Annotated in this window: 25 protein-coding genes; 6 read left to right on the top strand and 19 right to left on the bottom strand. The window is 58.8% G+C overall.

The genetic code is table 11. The features are described from left to right. Positions 1 to 3: 3 nt before the first annotated feature. A complete protein-coding gene (gene pmbA, locus BA177_RS12905; protein ID WP_068619336.1) occupies positions 4 to 1350 on the bottom strand; it encodes a metalloprotease PmbA in 1347 nt (448 codons plus the stop codon). Between the two features lie 150 nt (positions 1351 to 1500). On the opposite strand from pmbA, the gene yjgA reads away from it, so the two are divergent. From yjgA to BA177_RS12925, 4 genes are all read left to right on the top strand, one after another. Next, on the top strand, positions 1501 to 2001 hold the full coding sequence (yjgA, locus tag BA177_RS12910; RefSeq protein WP_068616834.1) for a ribosome biogenesis factor YjgA: 501 nt from the start codon (positions 1501 to 1503) through the stop codon (positions 1999 to 2001). Positions 2002 to 2069: 68 nt separating this feature from the next. Then, positions 2070 to 2564 carry a 5-(carboxyamino)imidazole ribonucleotide mutase gene (gene purE, locus BA177_RS12915; protein ID WP_068616836.1) on the top strand — a complete coding sequence of 165 codons (495 nt, stop codon included), beginning with the start codon at positions 2070 to 2072 and terminating at the stop codon, positions 2562 to 2564. Between the two features lie 3 nt (positions 2565 to 2567). Continuing rightward, positions 2568 to 3656 carry a 5-(carboxyamino)imidazole ribonucleotide synthase gene (locus BA177_RS12920; RefSeq protein ID WP_257739159.1) on the top strand — a complete coding sequence of 363 codons (1089 nt, stop codon included), beginning with the start codon at positions 2568 to 2570 and terminating at the stop codon, positions 3654 to 3656. A gap of 140 nt (positions 3657 to 3796) precedes the next feature. Further along, complete coding sequence (locus BA177_RS12925; RefSeq protein WP_068616838.1) at positions 3797 to 5095, top strand: AAA family ATPase; 1299 nt, start codon at positions 3797 to 3799, stop codon at positions 5093 to 5095. A gap of 9 nt (positions 5096 to 5104) precedes the next feature. On the opposite strand, the gene BA177_RS12930 is transcribed toward BA177_RS12925, so the two are convergent. The 12 genes from BA177_RS12930 to BA177_RS12980 all read right to left on the bottom strand — a co-directional run bounded on the left by BA177_RS12930 (position 5105) and on the right by BA177_RS12980 (position 17092). Continuing rightward, complete coding sequence (locus tag BA177_RS12930) at positions 5105 to 5317, bottom strand: hypothetical protein (RefSeq protein ID WP_156762819.1); 213 nt, start codon at positions 5315 to 5317, stop codon at positions 5105 to 5107. A 178-nt stretch (positions 5318 to 5495) separates the two neighbouring features. Further along, complete coding sequence (locus tag BA177_RS18645; protein ID WP_156762820.1) at positions 5496 to 5660, bottom strand: hypothetical protein; 165 nt, start codon at positions 5658 to 5660, stop codon at positions 5496 to 5498. A 137-nt stretch (positions 5661 to 5797) separates the two neighbouring features. Further along, positions 5798 to 7243: a metalloprotease TldD gene (gene tldD, locus BA177_RS12935; RefSeq protein WP_068616843.1), complete on the bottom strand. Its 1446-nt coding sequence runs from the start codon at positions 7241 to 7243 to the stop codon at positions 5798 to 5800. Between the two features lie 35 nt (positions 7244 to 7278). Beyond that, the gene (locus BA177_RS12940; protein WP_231892444.1) at positions 7279 to 8109 is read right to left on the bottom strand and encodes a carbon-nitrogen hydrolase family protein; all 831 of its coding nucleotides are present in this window, start codon (positions 8107 to 8109) and stop codon (positions 7279 to 7281) included. Next, positions 8099 to 11935, bottom strand: coding sequence for a YhdP family protein (locus BA177_RS12945; RefSeq protein WP_068616845.1), 3837 nt, complete (start codon positions 11933 to 11935; stop codon positions 8099 to 8101). The genes BA177_RS12940 and BA177_RS12945 overlap by 11 nt, the downstream gene beginning before the upstream one ends. Positions 11936 to 11953: 18 nt before the next feature. After that, positions 11954 to 13438, bottom strand: coding sequence for a ribonuclease G (gene rng / locus BA177_RS12950; protein WP_068616846.1), 1485 nt, complete (start codon positions 13436 to 13438; stop codon positions 11954 to 11956). Positions 13439 to 13454: 16 nt separating this feature from the next. Further along, the gene (locus tag BA177_RS12955; RefSeq protein ID WP_068616849.1) at positions 13455 to 14036 is read right to left on the bottom strand and encodes a Maf family protein; all 582 of its coding nucleotides are present in this window, start codon (positions 14034 to 14036) and stop codon (positions 13455 to 13457) included. A gap of 13 nt (positions 14037 to 14049) precedes the next feature. After that, complete coding sequence (rlmH, locus tag BA177_RS12960; protein WP_068616852.1) at positions 14050 to 14520, bottom strand: 23S rRNA (pseudouridine(1915)-N(3))-methyltransferase RlmH; 471 nt, start codon at positions 14518 to 14520, stop codon at positions 14050 to 14052. 137 nt (positions 14521 to 14657) lie between these two features. Beyond that, positions 14658 to 15011 (bottom strand): ribosome silencing factor, encoded by a 354-nt coding sequence (gene rsfS, locus BA177_RS12965; RefSeq protein ID WP_068616854.1) that lies wholly within the window; start codon positions 15009 to 15011, stop codon positions 14658 to 14660. A gap of 37 nt (positions 15012 to 15048) precedes the next feature. Then, positions 15049 to 15696, bottom strand: a complete 648-nt coding sequence (gene nadD, locus BA177_RS12970; protein ID WP_068616856.1) for a nicotinate-nucleotide adenylyltransferase — start codon at positions 15694 to 15696, stop codon at positions 15049 to 15051. Between the two features lie 43 nt (positions 15697 to 15739). Next, positions 15740 to 16759, bottom strand: a complete 1020-nt coding sequence (gene holA / locus BA177_RS12975; RefSeq protein WP_068616859.1) for a DNA polymerase III subunit delta — start codon at positions 16757 to 16759, stop codon at positions 15740 to 15742. A gap of 72 nt (positions 16760 to 16831) precedes the next feature. Beyond that, positions 16832 to 17092: a Trm112 family protein gene (locus BA177_RS12980; protein WP_068619341.1), complete on the bottom strand. Its 261-nt coding sequence runs from the start codon at positions 17090 to 17092 to the stop codon at positions 16832 to 16834. A gap of 95 nt (positions 17093 to 17187) precedes the next feature. Here BA177_RS12980 and BA177_RS12985 point away from each other — a divergent pair, with 95 nt between their 5' ends. Next, the gene (locus BA177_RS12985) at positions 17188 to 17613 is read left to right on the top strand and encodes a MerC domain-containing protein (protein WP_068616862.1); all 426 of its coding nucleotides are present in this window, start codon (positions 17188 to 17190) and stop codon (positions 17611 to 17613) included. Positions 17614 to 17618: 5 nt separating this feature from the next. Here BA177_RS12985 and BA177_RS12990 read toward each other — a convergent pair whose 3' ends face one another. Genes BA177_RS12990 through cysS form a run of 4 tightly spaced genes read right to left on the bottom strand, consistent with a single transcriptional unit; the run spans position 17619 to position 20769 of the window. Then, positions 17619 to 18701: a hypothetical protein gene (locus BA177_RS12990; protein ID WP_068616864.1), complete on the bottom strand. Its 1083-nt coding sequence runs from the start codon at positions 18699 to 18701 to the stop codon at positions 17619 to 17621. Then, the gene (gene yidD, locus BA177_RS12995) at positions 18698 to 18964 is read right to left on the bottom strand and encodes a membrane protein insertion efficiency factor YidD (RefSeq protein ID WP_068616866.1); all 267 of its coding nucleotides are present in this window, start codon (positions 18962 to 18964) and stop codon (positions 18698 to 18700) included. The genes BA177_RS12990 and yidD overlap by 4 nt, the downstream gene beginning before the upstream one ends. After that, the gene (locus tag BA177_RS13000; RefSeq protein ID WP_068616868.1) at positions 18961 to 19383 is read right to left on the bottom strand and encodes a SufE family protein; all 423 of its coding nucleotides are present in this window, start codon (positions 19381 to 19383) and stop codon (positions 18961 to 18963) included. The genes yidD and BA177_RS13000 overlap by 4 nt, the downstream gene beginning before the upstream one ends. A 6-nt stretch (positions 19384 to 19389) precedes the next feature. Further along, a complete protein-coding gene (gene cysS / locus BA177_RS13005) occupies positions 19390 to 20769 on the bottom strand; it encodes a cysteine--tRNA ligase (RefSeq protein WP_068616871.1) in 1380 nt (459 codons plus the stop codon). A 185-nt stretch (positions 20770 to 20954) separates the two neighbouring features. On the opposite strand from cysS, the gene hisI reads away from it, so the two are divergent. Further along, complete coding sequence (gene hisI, locus BA177_RS13010) at positions 20955 to 21446, top strand: phosphoribosyl-AMP cyclohydrolase (RefSeq protein WP_068616873.1); 492 nt, start codon at positions 20955 to 20957, stop codon at positions 21444 to 21446. Between the two features lie 4 nt (positions 21447 to 21450). Here hisI and BA177_RS13015 read toward each other — a convergent pair whose 3' ends face one another. Together BA177_RS13015 and BA177_RS13020 are read right to left on the bottom strand one after the other, a co-directional pair. Further along, on the bottom strand, positions 21451 to 22185 hold the full coding sequence (locus BA177_RS13015; protein WP_156762822.1) for a hypothetical protein: 735 nt from the start codon (positions 22183 to 22185) through the stop codon (positions 21451 to 21453). Positions 22186 to 22236: 51 nt separating this feature from the next. Continuing rightward, the gene (locus BA177_RS13020) at positions 22237 to 22722 is read right to left on the bottom strand and encodes a hypothetical protein (protein ID WP_068619343.1); all 486 of its coding nucleotides are present in this window, start codon (positions 22720 to 22722) and stop codon (positions 22237 to 22239) included. Positions 22723 to 22784 lie beyond the last annotated feature (62 nt).

Genomic DNA, 22784 nt, shown 5'->3' on the forward strand with positions numbered 1-22784 from the left:
CGCTCAGGCGCCGGCGATCGTCATGTCATCGACCAGCACTGAGCCGCAACGAATACCGCCGCGCAAATCCTGATCGTTACCGATGGCCAGTATGCGTTGATACAGGTCGCGCAGATTGCCAGCGATCGTCACCTCGTGCACCGGGTGAACGATCTCGCCATTTTCGACCCAATAGCCAACGGCGCCGCGCGAATAGTCACCGGTTACATTGTTTACGCCCTGCCCGATCAGCTCAGTGACCAACAAGCCTCGCTGCATGGATTTGATTAACTCAGCTTGGCCGCCTGCATTGCCAGGCACCAGCAGATTATGTACGCCTCCGGCATTGGCCGTCGTTTCAAGCCCCAGGCGTCGCGCTGAGTAGGAACTGAGTACGTATCCCTGCAACACGCCGTCCGCGACGATGTCACGATCACGGGTTGCAACCCCTTCTGCATCGAATGCCGCACTGGCCAGCGCGCCTTCTATGTGCGGTCTTTCCTGAATCTGCATGAACTCCGGGAATATTTTATCGCCGCTGGCATTGAGCAAAAACGAAGCCTGACGGTACTGCGCACCACCACTGATCGCGCCAATCGCATGCCCGATAAAACCGCGCGCCAGCTCCGGCGCGAACAATACGGGTGCCCGGGTAGTGGCAATCTTCCGCGCTCCCAGCCGACCGACCGTGCGCTGGGCGGCAACCGTGCCGACAGCCGCCGGCGCTTCAAGCGCGGCGGCGTCTCTGGCACTGCTGAACCAGTAGTCGCGTTGCATGTCGCCGTTTTCCTTGCCGACCACAACGCAACTCAGGCTGTGACTGGTCTTGCGCACGCTGGCCAGAAAGCCATGCGTATTGCCGTATGCTCGCGCACCGTTCGAGGAGCCAACCGTTGCGCCCTCGGAATTCACAATGCGGGGATCATAGTCACGCGCAGCGGTTTCACATTCGATCGCGATTCGGATGGCCTCGTCAGCATTGATATCCCACGGATACATCAGCTTGAGATCCGCAGGGTTGTCCGCCATCAAGTGCGCGTCGGCGAGACCCGAGTGTTTGTCCGGTGCGGTGCAGGAGGCGAAGGAACAGGCCTTGGCAACGGCTTCACGCAATGCTCCTTCGGAAAAATCCGAAGTACTTGCGCTGCCCTTGCAGGAATTCATGTAGACGGTCACACCAACGCCACGATCATTGGTGTACTCGAGATTTTCAACGTCGCCCAGTCGCGCGGTGACGCTCAGGCCGACGTCGTGACTGGCAGCCGCCTCGGCCTGATCCACACCTCGACGCCTGGCTTCATCGAGCAGTATGCTGACAACCTGCTCCAGATTGGCGGCGTCCGGCGCGATACGTTCTATCGTCTCACTCATAGTATTGATGGCTCCCAGGGCCCGCGGGTTCGTGGCCACACCTTCCGATTCTGCGGCATGCTAGTATGCGCGATCATCGCTGGCCGGCGAACAGCCGGAGCAGCGCGTCATCGCCATCCGCTTTTTAAAGCGGCGACAGCTTAGCCGTTGATGAACTCAAAGCCCAGCAAAAGCGCGAAAAAGCGCGACGCCAAAAGTATCCAGTCGTTAGGTGAACGATTGCTCGAATTGACCGAGCAACAACTCTCCGGGATGCCGATGGATGATGACCTCCGCGACCTCATCATGCACAGCAAGAGCATCCGCTCCAATTCCGCTCAGCGTCGGCAAAAAATGTATCTGGCGAAAGTAATGCGGAACGCTGATACCGAACAATTGCAGGCAGCAGTGGATGCGCTGGACCAGGGCAAGAATCTCGAACGACAGTTATTTCACCGGGCAGAACGGTGGCGCGACCGCTTGGTCAGCGAAGGTGCTCCGGCGTTGCAGGAATTCAATGCAGCCTGCAACGGCGATCACCCGCAACTGGCCCGCCTGCTGAAGGACCTCCGGCCCAACATGCCCGAAGCGGCGCGCCGGCAGCTCAGTCGGCAGATATTCCGCCAGATTCACGTCGATTTAGCGGCAGCAATACAGAAAAGCGACTGCTAGAATCGCGGATTGATTTTTTGGCCGGCAGCCTCTCTTGTCAGTCGTCACTTCAGCCAACAAGAATTCATATGAACACAAAAATCGGCATCATCATGGGCTCGCAATCAGACTGGGAGACCATGCGTCATACAGTCAAGGTACTGGAGCAACTGGGTATCGATCACGAAGTAAAGGTCGTGTCTGCGCACCGCACGCCGGACCTGTTATTTGAGTACGCGGAGAACGCGCATAGTCGTGGACTGCAGGTCATCATCGCCGGAGCTGGCGGTGCCGCGCACTTGCCTGGCATGACCGCCGCCAAAACCCGCTTGCCGGTCATTGGTGTTCCGGTTCAATCCAAAGCTCTGAACGGCATGGACTCGTTACTGTCCATCGCGCAGATGCCCGGCGGCATTCCCGTCGCGAGCATGGCGATTGGCAAGGCCGGTGCGACCAATGCCGCGTTGTTCGCGGCCGCGATACTCGCTATAGAAGACGCGCAGGTCGCCACTGCGCTGGACCAGTTCCGCGCGCGGCAAACTGCAAAGGTGCTCGCGGACGACGATCCGCGCGCCGGAGACTGAAACGTGGTCCGCGTAGGCATAATCGGGGCCGGACAGCTTGGTCTCATGCTCGGCATGGCGGGCCGCGAGCTCGGCGTGGAATGCGTCTTTCTCGATCCGGCGGAGAACCCGCCAGCCGCGAGTGTCGGCAAAGTCATTCGCGCTCAGTTTGACGATGCCAAAGGCCTGGCGGAACTCGCTGCAGCAACGTCGGTCATTACCTACGAGTTCGAAAACGTATCTGTTGCAGCCTTGTCCGAATTGAACGAGAAAACCGCGGTTTACCCGCCCGTGGCGGCACTCGGTGAAGCGCAGGACCGACTGAACGAAAAACAGCTGTTCGCCGAACTCGACATTCCGCTGCCACAATACCGCACGGTCGACAGCGAACAGGATTTGCGCCATGCCATCCGCGACATCGGCCTGCCGCTGGTGCTGAAGACCCGTCGTCTGGGCTACGACGGCAAGGGCCAGTACCTGCTGAAGTCCGTCGATGACGTTGAAGACGCGTTGCGCACTCTGCCGAACAAACCATTGATCGCCGAACAATGGGTCGACTTTGATCGCGAAGTATCCGCCATCGGCGTGCGCGATCTGGACGGCAACGTCGCGGTTTACCCGCTGACAGAAAACCAGCATCGCAATGGCATTCTGCGCAACTCCAGGGCGCCGGCAGGACCTGCCGCCATGCAGGAGTTGGGCAACCGGCACCTGCAAAAGCTGATGACCCATCTGGATTACGTTGGCGTTATGGCGTTGGAGTTTTTTGTGGTCAACAACGAATTGCTGGCCAACGAATTTGCGCCACGGGTACACAACTCCGGACACTGGACCATTGAAGGCGCAGCCACCAGCCAGTTCGAAAATCACATCCGTGCTATTTCGGGAATGCCGCTCGGCGCTACCGATGCCGTGTCTCATGTGGGCATGGTAAACCTGATAGGTGCCATGCCGAACAGCCCGGACACGCTGACCGAGGCCGGCATGCATGTCCATGACTACGGCAAGGAGCCGCGCAGCGGCCGTAAACTCGGTCATATCACACTGAGTGACGACGATCCGGAACAGCGTGATCAGCGACTGCAGAAGCTGGAAGCGATGCTGGCAGGATAGATGCCGAACGCAGGCCGCGAACTGGCTCACGGCGCTGGTCGGGAACTGGCTCACGGAGCCCGCGGTGTCGATGGGCTACAATCCGGGTACACTCAGGGAACTGGTCTCTAACAACTAATTTGTCGCAAGACGCTTTGCCAATGTCCTATCTGGAACATTTTAAACTTAACGAGCAACCGTTTCGGCTAACCCCGGATCCTGAATTCGTCTACTGGAGCAAGCAGCACGCTCGGGCCAAGGCGTACATGGAGTCCACAATCTGGCTGGCGGACGGCTTTGTGGTCATTACCGGTGAAATCGGCTCGGGCAAAACCACTCTCCTGCAGGCATTTTTAGCTGAACTGGCCGATGACATCGTCTACGCAGTCGTTTCTCAAACCCAGCTCACGCCAACCCAGTTCCTGCAAGCTGTCCTCGCGGAGTTCGGCTTTGAGCCGTTCAACAAGCGCAAGGTTGAGCTGCTCGACATGCTCAACATGTTTCTGATCGAGCAATACTCGAACGGCAAGAAAGTCGTATTGATTGTTGATGAAGCACAGAACCTGAGCAAGAAGGTTCTTGAAGAAATTCGCATGCTGTCCGGCATCGAGACACACAAAGAAAAGGTTTTGCGAATTATTCTCGCGGGCCAACCTGAACTGCGTGAAAAACTGGAATCGCCGCGACTCAAGCAGCTCATTCAGCGGGTCCGCTTGCGCTTCCACATAGGTCCGCTCGACCTCCGGGAAATGCATGAGTACATTGAACACCGGCTGGAAGTGGCTGGCCACGGCAAACACGACCTGTTTAGCGAAGACTGCTACGACTGCATACACCGCTACACAGGCGGCGTGCCGCGACTCATCAACACACTGTGCGATACGGCCCTGCTCTGCGCCTACGCGGAACAGAAAACCTCGCTGACGCAAGCCGACATCATTGCCGCGGCGGAAGAACTTGGCTGGAAAGAGGTCTCCGACGACCACGACCGGTCAGCCAACCTGCCGCAGCTGACCACGCGCCATTCAGCACCTTTGTGCTCGGTGCAGATTCGTACTGATGGCCACCTTGTGTCCGAATACAATCTGAAATCGGGTCGCGTAGTAATCGGTCGGGCACCGGACAACGAAATTTATATCAAAAGCAAATTTGTCAGCCGGCATCATGCACAAATCGTTTGTAACGAAGACGGTTGCATCGTCGAGGACCTGAATAGCACGAATGGAATATTCATCGGCAACCGACGGGTCAAGAAACACTATCTTCAGGACGGCGACGTTGTCTCACTGGGCATTCACGATCTGGTCTTCCGTGATCTGCAGGACGATCAGGATGAGGAACTCGACGACATCGTCGACGAGGAGTTCGATGATGAAATCATTGACGAACTGGAAGACGAAGAACTCGACGACGACAGCATGGATGACGAAGAACGAGCTGCCAACGACAGCACTGCCTGACAGTCAGGTTTAGATTTCGTGATCGTTCTTGGCGCGCCGATCATGTTCGCGACTGTCCCGCCGCTTCAACAACACAACCAAGCCCGCAACCAGGCAAAACAAGCCGACAGAGAAGCAGATCGTCGGCCAGTACCAGTGATGCAGGTACATTGATGCTGCCAGTGATATCGCTCCTACCAACAGGTAGAAGTAAGGCAGACTTTCATAGATTGGTTTCGACACCCACATACCAGGACCCGCTTGAATAGTTATACGGGATTGTGGCTTGCGCAGCTGGCGTAGTCCAGCCACGGCGGTGGAATACGCGACCGCGGCCAGGGCCGCAGGACCCCGGCCGCGATCAGATCTTAACCATTTGTTTTTTGGGTATTTTTGCTGCGAATCGGCAGCGGCGACAGGCTTATTTGCCGCGGAACATGAAGAATCCGAAGACGCGCGACATCAGAGAATCTGACAACCCGTCGACGGACAGGTCACTTTCAATCTCCATCGCGTCACTCCGCAGGCTTTGCACGAAAGACTTCGCGGTTGCATCAAGATCGTGTTCGGTAATAGTGCTGTCCAATGTTCTGTCCTCGCTGGCTGATTGCTGGACAGACTTTAGCGATCACAGGTTTTGCCTGCAGTGAAACGATTCACAAAGACCGCGCGCCCTGTGGACTAATTTACGGCTTATGTAATATCAGTCGCCGCGCGCAACACCTAGCCGGTGCCGCCGACTGTAATTTCATCGATCTTCAATGTCGGCTGGCCAACGCCAACCGGCACGGATTGCCCGTCTTTGCCACAGGTACCGACACCGCGATCGAGCGTCAGGTCGTTGCCAACCATGGATATCTTCTGCAGCACATCCGGCCCGTCGCCAATGAGCATGGCGCCCTTGACCGCTTTGCCAATCTTACCGTTCTCGATGAGATAAGCCTCACTCGCTGAGAACACGAATTTGCCCGAGGTGATATCCACCTGACCACCTGCAAAATTGGGTGCGTAAATGCCTTTCTGCACCGAGCTAATGATTTCCTCGGGGTCATGGCGGCCTGCAAGCATGTACGTATTGGTCATGCGCGGCATGGGAATGTGCGCAAACGATTCGCGACGGCCGTTGCCGGTCGCCTCTACGCCCATCAAGCGTGCATTGAGCCTGTCCTGCATGTAGCCGCGCAAAATGCCGTTTTCTATGAGGACGTTGTACTTGCCCGGCGTGCCTTCATCGTCGACCGCAAGCGAACCGCGTCGCCCGGGCAAAGTTCCGTCATCGACAATAGTGACGTTCTCGGCGGCAACACGCTCGCCGATACGACCGCTGAATGCCGATGTGCCTTTGCGATTGAAGTCGCCTTCCAGTCCGTGGCCCACCGCCTCGTGCAAGAGGATGCCTGGCCAACCGGCACCAAGCACAACCGGCATTGTGCCGGCCGGTGCCGGCACTGCCTCAAGCTGTATTGATGCCTGGCGCACGGCCTCGCGTGCGAGGGACATCGGCAAGTCGTCATCGGCAAAAAAGTACGAAAGACCGCTGCGCGCACCGCCGCCGGAGTAGCCCTGCTCGCGACGCCCGTTTTCTTCCATGATCACGCTGACGTTCATGCGCACCAGCGGGCGAACATCCGCGGCCAGTGTGCCATCGGCTGCCGCGACCAGAACCATGTCCTGACTGCTGCCGAGACTGACCATGACCTGCACTATGCGCGGGTCCAGTTTGCGGGTCTCCAGATCAACCCGGTTCAGCAAGGCGGTTTTTTCCGCATCGCTCACGCTCGTGATTGGATCAACCGCGGAATACAGAGCCGGGTAACGGACCGCCGGCCTGATCTGCACGGATTTCGACTGTCCCTGACGGGATATCGCCCGGGCGGCTTTCGCCGCGTGCTGCAACGCTGGCAGCAGCAATTCATCGGAGTACGCAAAGCCGGTCTTTTCACCGCTGACAGCGCGCACACCGACGCCACGATCCACACTGAAACTGCCCTCGCGGATGATGCCATCCTCCAGCGACCAGTTTTCCTGGCGGCTTACCTGAAAATACAGATCGGCCGCGTCGATATCGCCGCCGTTGATCAAGCCAAGTGCGTTCTCAAGGTGCCGCTCGTCCAGTCCGGCGGGCTCCAGCAAATTGCCGGTTACAGTATCCAGTGCGTGCTCAGTCATATTTTCTGTTTGTTACCCAGTGTCTGTGAGCCGCCTTACAGGCGGCGATGGTTAAGCACCGGGAAATCCCGGCGCAGCCTTGCCGTTAATTCAGTATCCAGATCAGCAACGATGACGCCATCGCCACTTTCCTGCATGGCGACGATACGCCCCCATGGGTCAATGATCATTGAATGCCCCCAGGTGCGGCGACCGTTCGGGTGCTGCCCATACTGCGCCGCCGCGACAACCCAGGCGAGATTCTCGACCGCCCTGGCCCGCAGCAATATTTCCCAGTGTGCCTGCCCGGTCGTCTCGGTGAACGCCGCCGGGATGCTGAACAGACTGGCGCCCGCCACCGCCATTTGCCGGTAAAGCTCGGGAAACCGCAGATCGTAGCAAATACTCAGGCCGACAACGCCCACTGCGTGTGGCACCGTAACAACGTCGTCGCCCGGCGTACAGTAGGCGGATTCGCGGTAGCGTTCGCCGCCCGCCGCAATATCGACATCGAACAGGTGCATCTTCCGATAGACCGCACGCGAGCTGCCACTGGCATCGAACAGCATACTGGCGCCGTAACAGCGCCCTTCGTCACCGACCAGCGGCAAGCTGCCCGCGACCAGCGCCATGCGATGGCGCCTGGCAGCGCTGCTCAGGAAGTCCTGAACAGGCCCGCTCCCTTCGACCTCGGCGATCGCCAGCTTGTCCTGATCGTGACGCCCGAAGAACGCAAAATTTTCCGGCAGAAACGCCATGGTGCAGCCAGCCTGCGCCGCTTCGGCCAGCAGCCGATCACAAGTTTCAAGGTTCAGCGCTACGTTGTCACCGCTGCACAGTTGCAATGCGGCAACCCGGTGCATCGCGGGATTGAGATTAGCGGCCATTTGGCAGGCAAGCAGCCAGTTTGCTCGCTTCTGCGAAGCGCGCGGCGTTGGTGGAGTCCACTTCCGGCTCGTCCCAACTGCCGTCTATCGCGTAGTAGACCTGGCCCATCTCCTGCAAGGGTTTCTTGAAAATCTGCGAGAAGATCAGTAACGCGGCGGCAACCTGCGGTCCCGCGACCACGGCACCGACCACCGGCAACGTATTGCCGACGTTGGCGCTGACGATCGCGGCCTGCGTGTAGTCCTGTTCAAAGAGACCCGCACGACCGACGATGCCGATATCGGCGGCGGGGCCTTTCAATGACAGATCACAGGTGAAGGCATCGCCGTCAACCAGATTGAACGTACCGGTGATCTCATCAAACAGAAAACCCTTGTCCAGCACATCACGAAAATCCAGTGCCAGACGGCGCGGCAAGGCAACGACACTCATCAGGCCGAACATGCGGCCCGCACCGGGCTCAACTTCATCCAGGCGCCCCGTACCAAAGCGCACCGTTACCGCGCCGTCGAGGGCGCTGACGAAGTCCTGACGCGGTCCGCCGCTCCAGCTGACATCGAAGGCTATCTCCATGTCATCACCGTCGATTCCTGGCTGTGAACTCAGCCGTTGCATGGTCGCCGCAATGTCCGTGCTTTTTAGTGTCGCGCGAACCCAGGTGCGCTGCCCGCTGGGTTCGCTGGTATCGACCACCCAGCCTGCTGCACCGTCAATCCGGAAACTCGGATCTTCAGTGTGTATTCGTTCAGCGCGCAAACCATCCGGGGTGCGCACAAACTCAGCATCAATCTTGCCGAGGTGGCGGTCGCCGAAGGCAAACTCCTCAGCACGTATCGACAATGCCGGCACGGTCCGCGGGTCAGTCGCAATACCGGCCTCCGCATCGTCACCTTCACTGCCTGGCAGTACCAACCGTTGCATTTCCAGCGTCAGTATTCTGTCCGACGAAAAACTGTACGGAATATTGACCGTACCGATCGCTTGCGGACCGTCGATTTTCACGATCCAGTCAGTTCCGCTGCGGTCCAGTTCAATCCGGTGGCTGGCAAACTGCTGCCCCAGAACATGCAATGCCTCCACTTCCACATTGGCCGCCCGGATCCGGTCTGCAATGCCCGTACCACCGGCGGCGTCCCGGCCGATCGCCAGCCAGTCGTGCAAGCGAAATTCCGGTATGGAACCAACAATGTGCAAACCGCGCGTCTCCGCCGTACCTGCTTCGATACCGCCGGCCGCGAGAACGCCGCGGTTGAAATCCCAACCCATCTCGTTCTTGATAAAGGCGAGCGACCATTGCAGATCGCTGCCAAGACGGCCCGCTGATTCAATACGGCTGGCCGTCAGGAAATCGATTGTGAATGACAGTGCGCGGGTCGCATTGCGTACTTTCGTCAGTGGCGCCGGCAATTCTACGGACATGCCATCGAGTTCCGAGCGCACACTTATTTGCAGAGGCCCAGGAGCGTCGCTGTCGGATCGTGGAAAGCGAATACTGCCGTGATAATTGGTCGTGCCGTCGATCACTCGGGCCAGCGCATCGCCGAATGCGGCACTGATTCCGCTGCTGGTTGCCCGGCCGTCGATTTCTGCCACGACGCTATAGCCCGGCAATTCGTCACCCGCCCGCTGCAAATCGATCGTGATCGGTTCACCGAGAAAATTGCCAAACAACGACTCAGCCGAAATGTCGTCCCGCGAAATGCTGACCGCACCGTTAAGCCCGGTTATCGGCGGATCAAAGCCGTCAATCCGCAATGTCCCATCGCTGCTGCGCACTCGCGTTGTAAACGTGTACTCATCGCGACGGAGTATTGGGTAGTTCAATTTGAGCGTAAACGATGCGTCACCGGAAACATTCACGCGTTGCAGGTGACCACCAAAGATTTTCGAGATCGGACTGCGCTGTGCGAATTGCCGTATGGAACCCAAAGTGCCGGTAGAGAATGCATCGATAGTCAGGACCGGATCACGCAGATCCGCGATCTCAATGCGGGCATCCACAACAGAGTTTCCGGCGTTCACCGCAGTATTATTTTCTGAAAACAGTCGTGTCCGGTCGACCACCAGATCGAGACTTTCAATCTCGGCATCAGGCCATAAGTCGGAATAACGCAGCGTGGCATCCTTGAGCTCCGCGTCAATCCGAAACACGCCTTCGCCATTGTCGAACGGAAACTTGTCGAGTGCGCCGCTGAATCGGGTTGTACCTATCGGCACATTGCCCGCAACCAACGCACTGCGCAGCCAGCGATACAAACCGGGCTCAATCAGGCTGGCAGGAAGGTAGCGGCGTGCCGCTCCCAGGTCCGAGATGCTCCAGCGACTTTCAAGATCCAGCACCGGCGAACTGCCATCCGCCGGTAAGCTCAGCTGCACGCTGCTGCGGCTGGACAGGTCTTGGTTGCGCAATTGAATACTGTCCGACAACACCATGATCCCACGGCTGTTGCGGCGCCAGATTACCGTGCCCTGCGCGCTGTCGAGCGCAACCTTGTTCTGCAACCAACGTGCGAGATCAAGCTGCATGTCCGTGGAGTTGATTTCCAACCGTCCGCCGGAGCGATTGGCCCGCAAGCTACCGCTGAAGCCACTCATGCCCGGCCAACGCTCGGTGGCCAGAAAGCTGGCATTGGTCAGCTCCATGGCCACGTCATAGCGCAGTGACTGGCTGTGTAAATCCGCAAGACTCAAAGTCAGATTGGCGATCTCGCCACTGGGATTGTATTGCCGAAACTGTGTTGCATACGTCTCAGGAATCCAGGGCAGCAATTCAGCCAGGTCGTCGAGATTGAGATAACTCGCACCGGCCGAAAACGACGTCAAAGTGCCGTCATTGTCTTGCCCGCCCTGCATGTTGAACGAGGTAGCAGGCCAGCTGCCGCGTTCACTGCGCAATTGAAAATCATTGGCAACCAGCATCCAGCCGGCGTCATCTCGTTGGTATTCGAGCCGGCCCGCCCCACCCAACGGCACGACGGTACCGGCCGATTGCATGTCCCGGATATCGAATTCCACAACGGCATTGCGCGGTGCACTGGCAACTTGCTCAACAGAAAAACTGATGTCGGCAGTGCCACTGCTCACCGTTGGTGCCGTGATCGGCAGGAATGGCGACCACCCGGCCAGATTAAGCCCGCGCGTATCAACGCTGTAATTCCAGATCATCGGCGCATCAGCAACGCTGGTATAGCCACTGATACGGGCACTCAGACGATCCCCCAGGTTGGCTGGCAGTTCCAGCACCGTATCGATATCAATTCGCTCCGGCATTCTTGTCATGCGCAGACTGCCCACGATGAAATTGACCGTCTGTCCATTGAGCGGATGTGTGTAGCTGACATCGAAGTCTTCAGCGATAACGGTAACGGAGCCGTCGCTGCGTTCGCGAGCGAAGCGTGACGCCAAAGTATCCAGCGCGATGTTCTGCACCCGCCATTTGCCGTCCTCGCCTTTGTGCACGTCCACGGCCGAATCGCGTACCAACACGCGATCAACCACCAGACGCCGATCGCGCAGCAGCCGCATCAGCTCAACGCCAATGCTGACTTCGTCGGCCGCGAACCTGCCGCCATCCTCTCCCGGCAACAGCAACTCCGCATTGTAGAAGTTCAGTTCCGGCCCGCTGAATCGCCAACGCGCATTCATGCCACTGAATTCGACCTGCATGCCAATCGCCGCATTCGCCCAGCTTTTTATTTCATCCTGGTATTCGGGCAGCCGCGGCAAAAACAGCCGGAACAGGCCGACTGCCACCGCCAGCAGAATCACGACCGCCGCGGCGAGGTACGCCAGGAGTTTCAGCAGTCGGGTAAATAATTGCTTCATGGAACGATTGGCATCCGCCTAAATAAGCACAACATCAAACTGATCCTGCAGGTACAGCGATTCGGGTTGCAGTCGGACCGACTTGCCCGTCTGACGTTCAATCTCTGCGAGGCCACCCGCCTCTTCATCCAGCAACAGCTCGATCACGTCCTGGTGTGCCAGTACGAGAATTTCGTCGAACGTGAATTGCCGATGCTGGCGGATGATTTCGCGGAAAATATCGAAACACACCGAATCAGCTGTCTTGACGAATCCCCGACCGCTGCAGCTTGGACATTCCTCGCACAGTATATGCTGCAAACTTTCGCGCGTTCGTTTGCGCGTCATTTCCACCAGCCCGAGCGGCGAGACCGGTGTCATCTGGTGCCGCGCATGATCGTTGGCCATCGCCTCTTCCAGCGCTTCCAGCACCCGGTTGCGGTGATCAGCCACCTCCATGTCAATGAAATCTATAATGATTATACCGCCCAGGTTACGCAATCTCAGTTGTCGGGCTATCGCCACGGCCGCTTCCAGGTTGGTGCGGAAAATCGTTTCCTCCAGGTTGCGATGACCGACGTAGCCGCCTGTATTGACGTCCACAGTGGTCATCGCTTCCGTCTGATCGAAGATCACGTAGCCGCCGGATTTCAATGGAATGCTGCGATCCAGTGCTTTGCGAATCTCGTCCTCCGTACCGTGCAGATCAAATATCGGCCGGCGCCGCTTGTACAACTCGAGTCGGGGTTCAACCTCCGGCAGAAAACTGCGGGTGAATTCCTGGAGCTTGTGAAAGTCGGCCTCGGAATCAATCAGGATTCTCTCAACATCGGTACTGACCAGATCGCGCAGAACGCGCATCGGCAATTGCAGGTCTTCATGCACGAGACTGCGCACTTTGCTTTCGCGGCCCTTTTGTTGAACGCTGGTCCAGAGTTTTTGCAGAAAATCGAGGTCGGCGCTCAGCGATTCCTCGCTCGCGCCTTCAGCCGCCGTGCGCGCAATTATGCCGCCCTGGGGATTGTCACCCTGCAGTGACTCGATCAGGCTGCGTAGCCGCAGCCGCTCGTTGTCATCTTCAATGCGCGTCGAAATGCCGACGCCACTGCCACCGGGCAGCAGTACCAGAAAGCGCGACGGCAAGGTGATGAACGTCGATAACCGCGCTCCCTTGTTGCCGAGTGGGTCTTTGACGACCTGCACCAGGACTTCGGCACCTTCCCGAACCAGCTCACGTATATCCTGGGCGGACTGTTCCGCCTGCTCGCCATCCGGCAATGCTTTCTTGGCGATATCGGACGCGTGCAGAAACGCCGTGCGCTCAAGGCCTATATCGACAAACGCGGCCTGCATGCCCGGCAAGACTCGGGACACGCGACCCTTGTAGATATTGCTGATCAGGCCACGCCGGGTATCGCGCTCGATATACACCTCTTGCAGAATACCGTTCTCGAGCAAGGCGGCGCGCACTTCGCGCGGCGTCACGTTAATGAGAATTTCTTCTTTGGGTGCCTCGTCGGTCAAAGCGCCAACTCCCTGTCTATTGATTAAGTACTTCCACGCCGGCCGAGCGTAACATTGCAGCCGTCTCGAAAACCGGCAATCCCATCACACCGCTGTAACTGCCGCGGAGTTCGGCAATAAACACCGCCGCCAGACCCTGCACGGCATAACCGCCGGCCTTGTCTTGCGGTTCGCCCGTTCGCCAGTAGGCTTCAGCTTCCGCCTGACTTATGTCGCGAAAGCGAACCTGGCTGCAACTCAACGCGCTTAGCCGGTGCTCGCGAGAGACCAGCACGACGCCGGTCATGACCTCGTGTGTGCGGCCGGACAACGCAGCCAGCATTGCCACCGCTTCGTCTTGATCCGCTGGCTTGCCAAACACCTCGCCGCCCAGAACAACAACAGTATCCGCGCCCAGCACAAGTGACTCCGGTCGTGATCGCAGCGCCGCCATCGCTTTGTCACTGGCCAGCCGAACAACCAGTTCTGCCGCCGTTTCGCCGGGCTGCGCCTGTTCATCCAGGTCTTCGCCGGAGTAGGTGAACTGCAACCCCAGCGAAGTGAGTATTTCACGGCGGCGCGGCGATGCAGACGCAAGATGCAGCGGCAAGATTGGCATAGGAGTACCCGACTCAGGCGCGGTGATACGGGTGGCCTTCCAACACAGTGCACGCCCGATAAAGTTGTTCGACACACACGACCCTCGCAAGACCGTGCGGCAGTGTCAGTCGTGACAGTGACCAGGTGAAGTCAGCCCGTGCCATGCAATGTTCGTCAAGGCCATCAGGGCCGCCGATGACGAAGCAGACATCACGGCCGTCCGACTGCCAGTCGTTGATGGACGATGCCAGTTCCGTACTGCCGAGTTGTGAGCCTCGTTCATCAAGCATCACAACGCGTTCGCCGTTCGCCAGTTTGCCGAGGATCTTTTCGCATTCTTCGCTACGCGCACCACTGCTGTCGCCGTGTCTGCGACGCCGACTGGTTGCAATCGTTTGCAGCGCGAACTTCCACGGTCGCGGCAATCGGCCTGCGTAGTCTTTGAACGCAGTATCAACCCATGCCGGTTGCCGATCACCTACCGCGATCAGTCGAATATGCATGAATCAGGATCCATGAGCCGGCCCTGCTGCCAGGCGGGAGCTCGGCGGCAAACGGATATTGTGCCGCAGTCCGCTGTACAGTGTTCTCGCGGTGGGCAGCACTGTTTGTTGTGTCGGCCGGCCAGTGACTGCGACACTTAAGCGTCTTTCGCCACCGAATCCGAGTTGGGACTCAGCGACCAGAGTTTCTCGATGTTGATGAACTCGCGGACGCGCGGCAGCATGACATGCACAAGGATGTCATTCAGGTCCAGCAATACCCATTCGCTGCCTTCCTCGCCTTCGACGCCCATCGGCCGGTGCCCGGCTTCACGTGCTCGATCAGCCACGTTGTCTGCCAGCGCTTTGATGTGCCGGTTGGAGGTGCCGCTGGCAACGATCATGTAGTCGGTTACTGACGTCATCTTGCGTACATCGAGTTCGACGATGTCTTTCGCCTTGACCTCTTCCAGTGCCGCTATCACGAGTTTGCTCAGTTCTTTGCTATTCATCTAACTTGCCGTAGTACATCGTGTTCCATCCCGTCAATTACTGAATTTCTGCTGTATCTGGTTTGCGGTAGCAACCGCTTTTTTCAATGACTGCCCGCACGGCATCCGGCATCAGAAACCGCGGATCCCGCCCCGCGGCTATCAGCTCGCGAATTTCGGTCGAGGATATTTCGAGTTGCGTGACGTCGTGTATATAAATGTGACCGGAACGTGCCTGGTGCAGGTCGCCAATTCTGTGCGTACCGCGATCCGCCAGCAGCGTGCCCAAAGGCCCCATGTCCGGCGCCCGCCAGCCCGGCCGGTGCGCAACAACGATATGTGCCAACTGCAGGATTTCCCGCCATTGGTGCCATTTGGTCAGGTTCAGGAACGCATCCATGCCAATAATCAATGCCAGCGGCCGTAGCGGAAACTCCGACCGCAAGGCGGACAGCGTGTCCACCGAGTAGGACGGCCCGTCACGCAGCAATTCGCGGTCGTCGACCACGAAACCGGCCTGGCCCTCGGTCGCCGCCAGCACCATCGCGAGTCGCAGCTCGGCATCAGCGAACGGCTCACCGCGATGCGGTGGATTGCCACAAGGCATGAAACGCACCTCATCAAAACGCAGTGCCTGCAACATCTCAAACGCGGTACGCAAATGACCGAAATGTATCGGATCAAAAGTCCCGCCAAATACTCCCATCGGGCTCAACGCGCCCCTCCCTGCCTGTCGTTTCTATTGCTGCTCACGCGGCGCGCACACGATCGCCTGCGAGTACCAGTACAATTTCTGTGGCCTGTTGCCAGGGATCCCCTGAGCGTTGACCCTTGGCGGATGCATCTGCGTTACGCAGCGCTTGCATCAAGCGGTAAAATACCGATCGAGAGTGCCGGCTGATGCAGGCACGCACGAGACCCTGTCGGTTCTGCCATACGCCGTTTTTCTGCATGGCCTGTCCCAGCTCAGTGCCGCCAGCAACGCTGTCCGCGATGCGGGACAGCGCGCGCACTTCGCGGGTCAATGCCCATATGACAATGACCGCTTCAACACCCTCCGCACGAACGCCACCGAGGATGCGCAACGCCCGTTGCACGTCGCCGGAAACCGCAGCATCGACCAGTTTGTACACGTCGTATCGGCTACTGTCAGCGACCGCGCGCTGCACCTGTTCTGCCGTTACCGCACCTTCGCCGAGCAGCAGGCGAAGTTTTTCAATCTCTTGTTGCGCGGCGAGCAAATTGCCCTCCACCCGGTCTGCGATCAGGCGTACCGCATCGCGTTCCGCCTGCAAGCCCACCGCTTTCATTCGCGCATTGATCCACGCTGGCAGCTCACGCCGATCGACCGGCCATACAGCCACGTGGCCACCGGCTCCCATCAGCGCTTTGACCCACTTCGCGGAAGTCGCGTTGCGATCAAGCTTCGGCCCGCTGACGATCAGCAACAAATCATCAGCCAGTTGTTCGGTCAGTGTGGCAATGACCTGCGAGCCTTCACGACCGGGTTTGCCGGTCGGCAGGCGCAGCTCGACGATGCGCTTTTCAGAGAACAGGGACAGGTTGCCGCCGGCCGCGCCGAGTTCCTTCCAGTCAAAGCCGGACGTCGCCACGTACAGGTCGCGGGTCGTAAAACCTGCGGCACGGGCGCTTGCGCGTATGTTGTCCAATGCTTCCTGCACGAGCAAAGGCTCGTCACCGGTAACCAGATAACAGGGCAACAGGGATTTTTGAAGCTGGGACTTAAGCTGGTTCGCCGGTATTTTCACACAAGACAGCGCAAGAAAGATTCACGCCAGATGATACCCGGCAATGGCCACGCCAACCAGTCACGACGCGGTTCAGGCAAGGTCATACTGTTCCAGGGCCACGGCTTCGTTTTCCAGCAGCACGGGAATGCCGTCCTGAATCGGGTACAGGGTCTTGCCGTCATCAGTCACGAGAGCTTCCTTCAGCGGCCCTGTAACCAGCGCACCGTCGCGGTTCTTGAGGGATCCGTCCTGAATGCGGGCATTCACCGCTTTCAGCAGGTCCGCCCGGGCCAGCGCCAGCTCACGGTGCGTCACCGGGCAACAGAGTATTGACAGCAGTTTCTTGTCCATAGTGTCCATTCTGGCCGCTTGCGGCCCATATTGTTATGTTATACCATTTTACTTGCCCAGCTGGCGACTAGCCGGCGCCTCGTGACACCGCAGCCATGCCGCAATCTGCCCAACCACAAAGCCGACCCGCCGACCTTGACCGCATTGCGGTGGTCCTGTCGGGCCTGTGCCTGCTGCACTGCCTGGCATTGCCGCTGTTTATTGCGCTGCTGCCGGTCGTTGCCGAGTTTGCCGAGAGCCACTGGCACACACCGATGCTCGCGATCGCATTACCGGTCAGCGCGACGGCCATTGTCATCGGATACCGCCGGCACGGCAACCGTGCATTGGTTGCCGCGGGCGTTATGGGTCTGATTCTGCTGGTGACAGGCGCCACAGTTGCGCACAACCAGCTGGGCGCGATGGCCGACCGCGTATTCACCGTTGTGGGTTCCTTGCTGCTCGCGGCGGTTCATTGGCAAAACAGTCGGCTGCTGCGCAGCACGCCGGCCCGGGTTGACGTTGCCCTGGCGAAAAACTGAGCCCGTCAGCTTTTTAATGCCCGTTGCACGTCCTCGTGCCCGGCCTGCGCCGCTACGGCCAGCAATCTTGGCAAGTCTTCCGGCCGCGGCCGAAACCGGCTGTTTCGATGCAGACACTGCACCGTTACTTTCAAGGCGATAGCGTGTTGCCCGGCGTCCAGCAATCTCGGCAACAACTCCCGGGCGTAGTGCAATGGCACGTCCGGCAGACTCCAGCCGAGCATCGCATTAAAGAAAGCCAGTTCGACCAGTAATGGTTCGTTAGCCGCGCCGGCAGACTCGCGCAAGTGCGCAAAGCCGCCCTCAAGGTTGCCACGACTGAGCAACGCGTACGCATGGTTCAACACTTTTTGCTGCTGCCGCTGATCAAGCGCCGCCTGACGACCAGGGGCAACGGGTAGCGGTACCGCAATGTCCGTTTCGCCAGCGATGTCGATCCGCGCCAACAACAAGCCGCAAACGTTCGCCACTGCCAGCAGCCAGTACAGCGCCAGCAACAAGCGCCAGTAACCGCCCTCATCCACTGCCGCCAGCAAGCGCAGACTGACGATGGCAACCAGTAGCAACGCTGCCAGCCACAGCCAATCCGGCAACAGACGGCGCAACAATCTGACGAGTGCCGCAGGGTTCACGCTTTGGACGGGAGAATCTGTGAGCGCCAGCAAGGAAAACTGCAGTGGCAGCAATACCGCTGCTGCGCCAGTCACAAGCCATGCAGCAGCCGGCGGTGTAACCCGATGGACCGCGAAAAATAGGTACGACCAGCCCATGACCAGCAACACCGCAAACAGGCGCCGCGGTTGGCTGAAAAGCATGAAGTGTTCCGTGCCAACGACCGGTAACGGCCGACGTAATGCGCGCTCCTCAATCAGTGACAGCAAATACCGCAAAACCGCTGGCAGCAGTACGCCGGCAATGAACAACGCCCCGAGCAAGCCGAGCAAAAAGGTATTTGCCTCGTCAGAGGTAAAAAGCCGCAGTAGCGCCACGCCCAAACAACCCAACACCCAGAATAACAACAAGGTCAGCAACAACGGTGCGGCGCTGACAGGCTCCAGCACGGCTCGCAGCAAGCGGTCCGGACTCACGACGATTCCCGTTCGCTGTCATCCTCAACGGGCACCGGGTCGTAACCCGAGCCTCCCCACGGGTGGCAGCGGCCGATACGACGCGCAATCAGCACACTCCCCCGAAAAGCACCGTAACGTTGCAGCGCCAGGCGCGCGTACTCTGAGCAAGTAGGCTGATAGCGGCAATTGGCGCCCAACAACGGTGAAACGACAACACGGTACAACCAGACCAGCCCGAGCAACGGGCGACTCAACAGTCGGCTGGCGCGGCCGGCGCTCATGTAGCCGCTACGGCGTCCTGCGCATAATTCCGAATGGCAGCCAACATCGCGGCCAATCCATTGCTGCGGGTCGGACTCAAGTGCTGCTCAAGACCCAGTGACCGCACGAAGTCGGCAGACGACTGCAGTATTTCCGTTGCCGGCTTGTCACTGTAGATGCGTAACAACAAGGCAATCAGGCCGGAAACGATGGCCGCGTCACTGATCGCGCGAAAATGCAAACGTCCGGCATGTTCTTCTGCAACGAACCACACCTGCGACTGGCAGCCGCGAATTTTGTTCGCGTCCGTTTTTTCGTCATCGGCAAGATCCGGCAAACGCTTGCCGAGATCAATGAGGTACTGGTACCGATCCATCCAGTTGTCAAAGAAACCGAACTCGTCGATGACTTCCTGCTGCGCTGCCTGAACTTCATTCATTGCCGTTCATTCACTTCGACGCCAGCGAGTACCGCCAGCTCCGTCTTCAATACTGATGCCAGCCGCAGTTAGTTGATCGCGTATACCATCGGCCGCCGTAAAGTCCCGTGCCGCTCGAGCCTCTTCACGCTGCTGCAGCAGAGCCTCTATATCTGCCGCCGACAACTCCCCGACATCGCCACCAGCGAACCACTCCTCCGGATCGACATTGATTAACCCGGTCAGGTCGCCACATGCGTAGAGTTGCGCCGCCAGAGCGACACGCTCGTCGTTGTCGGTCGTCTTGTTCAACCTGCGCGCGATGTTGAACATCTCGGCGAATGCTTTCGGCGTATTGAGATCATCCTCCAGCGCCGCGACAACCTCGGCTGCAGGCTCGGCGGCCGCACGCCGCTCTGCGGGCACTTTGATACCGCGCAATGCACCGTACAACCGGTCCAGCATGCGCCGTGCACCGGCGACGGTTTCGTCTGACCAGTCCAACGGCTGCCGATAGTGAGCACTGAGCAATGCAAGTCGAATCACCTCACCGGGAATCGTCTCAATCATGTCGTGCACAAGCAGTACGTTGCCGAGCGATTTCGACATCTTGGTGCTGTCGATGCTGAGAAAACCGTTGTGCAACCAATAACGCGCAAACGGTTCGCCATGGTGCGCACAGGTACTTTGCGCCAGCTCGTTCTCGTGGTGCGGGAAGACGAGGTCCTGCCCGCCACCGTGGATATCAATCGTGCGCCCGAGGTGCTTTTCCGACATCGCCGAGCATTCGATGTGCCAGCCCGGCCGCCCGCGGCCCCATGGAGAATCCCAGCCGGGCAAGTCGGGCGTCGACGGCTTCCACAACACAAAATCGTGCGCGGCGCGTTTGTAGGGCGCCACCTCGACACGCGCACCGGCAATCATTTCACGCAAATCCCGCCGTGACAGCTGCCCGTAATTCTCACAGGTGCCCACATCGAACAGCACATGACCATCGGCGACATAGGCATGGCCAGCCGCAACAAGTGCCTCGATCATGGCAACCATCTCGCCGATATGCTCAGTCGCCCGCGGCTCTATATCCGGCGCCTGCACGCCGAGCGCGCCCATGTCGTCGTTGTACGCCTTGATGTAACGCTCGGTTATTTCATTGATCGGCTTGCCGGCAGCACTCGCTGCCGCGTTGATCTTGTCGTCAACGTCGGTGATGTTGCGGGCAAAGGTCAGCGCATAACTCCGCCGCAACAGGCGCGCCAGCAGGTCAAACACGACGGCCGGCCGCGCGTTACCGATGTGCGCGTAGTTGTAGACCGTCGGGCCACACAGGTACATCGTTACCTTGCCCGGGACGAGCGGCGTGAACGGAATCTTTTTTCCTTGCAGGGTATCGTGCAAATGAAGGGTCATGCGGGTCGGTCGTCCTTTGTAATCAATGCTGTGCGCCGCCTTTGGCGGACGGCAATGATAACAACATCAACTGCCCGGGGCTGCACCGGGTTCGCCAGCCCGGCGCTAGCGGTCGCGGATTTGCGCGAATGCCGTATAATCACCCGCCCGGCGCCACCCGGACAGACGGAAATTCAGGAGTAACAATGTCTTATCGACCCATCGCCTTCGCGGGACGCAGCAGTATCGAACAAGTCGAGGAAAGTACCGACTTCGCACCGAAATTCGATGATCGCGGCCTGATCACGGCAGTGACCACGGATGCCGACAGCGGCGAACTGCTCATGCAGGGTTACATGAATGCCGAAGCACTGATGCTGACCATCCGTACCGGTGAGGCGCATTACTACAGCCGCAGCCGGCAGGTCTTGTGGCACAAAGGCGCAACCAGCGGCCTGACTCAGAAGGTAGAGGAACTGTTGATCGACGACGACCAGGACTGCATCTGGTTACGAGTGAACGTAGCCGGTGGCGCGAGCTGTCACGTGGGCTACCGTTCGTGCTTCTACCGGCGCGTGCCGGTCGGTGAAGAAGTGGCGGCAGACAACGAGAACGTCGCTTTGCAATTTACCGATACAGAGAAAGTGTTTGACCCGGAAGAAGTCTACGGCGACGCACCCAATCCCACGATACTCTAGAACGTCAGTAGCGGCCTTCACCATCGTGGCGACGGCCGTCGCGGCGGCGCACGGCGGCCGGTTGCGGCTCGCGGACAGCAATCGCCCGGGCCTGGAACCAGAATTCCGCGGTGCCAATCAGCCATAGAAAGTAGCCCATCAGCTCGATAAATTCTTCGGCCGCCAGTTTGACTATGCGCTGATATTCGTCGCCCAGTACCGCTTGCCACAGCGGCTCATGCCCCACGAACGGCGCGAACGCGAAATGCACCAGCGCGCCGGCGAACAGCAGCGTCAAACCCGGCGATGGCCACATCCGTAGCCAGGCAACGCGAAACCGCCGGGCGTGCCGCCACACATAAACGATGATCAGCGCCGATATCACTGCGGCTACCGCCTGCCAGAAGTTGTCCGCTACGTTGCGATCGAGAAAAAAGTCCAGTTCGCGAACAAGGAAAACGGCGGCCATACCACCGAAAGTCAGTGCAACGGGCCGCAGTGATGGACAGTATTGTGCGACCCACGCATACAGCAAACCGCATATCACCAGCATGCCTGGCTGGAGCATCTCAATGGGCGAATACTCGCTGGTACCCATGACGTCTTCGACGTGCGTAAACGTTTGCAGGCGAAGACCGCCCGGCGCCATGATTTCAAGTTGCGTCAGCAGCCAGGTGCACAACGCAATGCCGAAGAAATACGAGAGATAACGCAACAGCACCATAGTGACAGGTACCTGTTCGTTTGAGAGGCTGCTCACTATAGTCAGATGCCGCCGTTTCTACCAGTGTTGCCAGCCACGATTGCGCACTCAATCATTACGCAAGCGCCAAAGCAAGCAATTGTTCTTATCCACGATGCCGCGAGCCTGCAGCCAGTACGCCGCATCGTGTGCATCGTCCCGGAACCAGCGTTCGGTGGTACCCAGGCGGAAGCTGTAGCCCCAGTCATTCATGTCCTTCATTAATCGCTCTTGTCCCGCACCGTCAATCTCGTTGGCCAGCAATATTTGCAGATAACAAACGGCCGACTCTTCATCGTCGTCGCCACCCGCGTCCCGTACCAGAGCAGCACGCCGTGCCGCGCTCATGCAGACCAGGTGACTCAGCTCGTGCAATGCCGAGTGCAACGGTGTATCGCCGCGGACATACAATGTCGTGCCGACGATGCCGGCCTCTGGCTCGCCCCAAAAACTTCCTGTAATCGGCTGTCCGTCAGTGACAAAAGCAACGCTAAACCCGAAACGACTTGCCAGTGCCGGCAAGGCCGCGCGTGGCAGGTCTCCGATACACAACATCGGCAGATCGCCATCTGCGGCGTTCGCGATTTCAACCGGGACGCACACGCTCAAACTTCAAT

It is taken from the genome of Woeseia oceani (assembly GCF_001677435.1).
GTDB lineage: Bacteria > Pseudomonadota > Gammaproteobacteria > Steroidobacterales > Woeseiaceae > Woeseia > Woeseia oceani.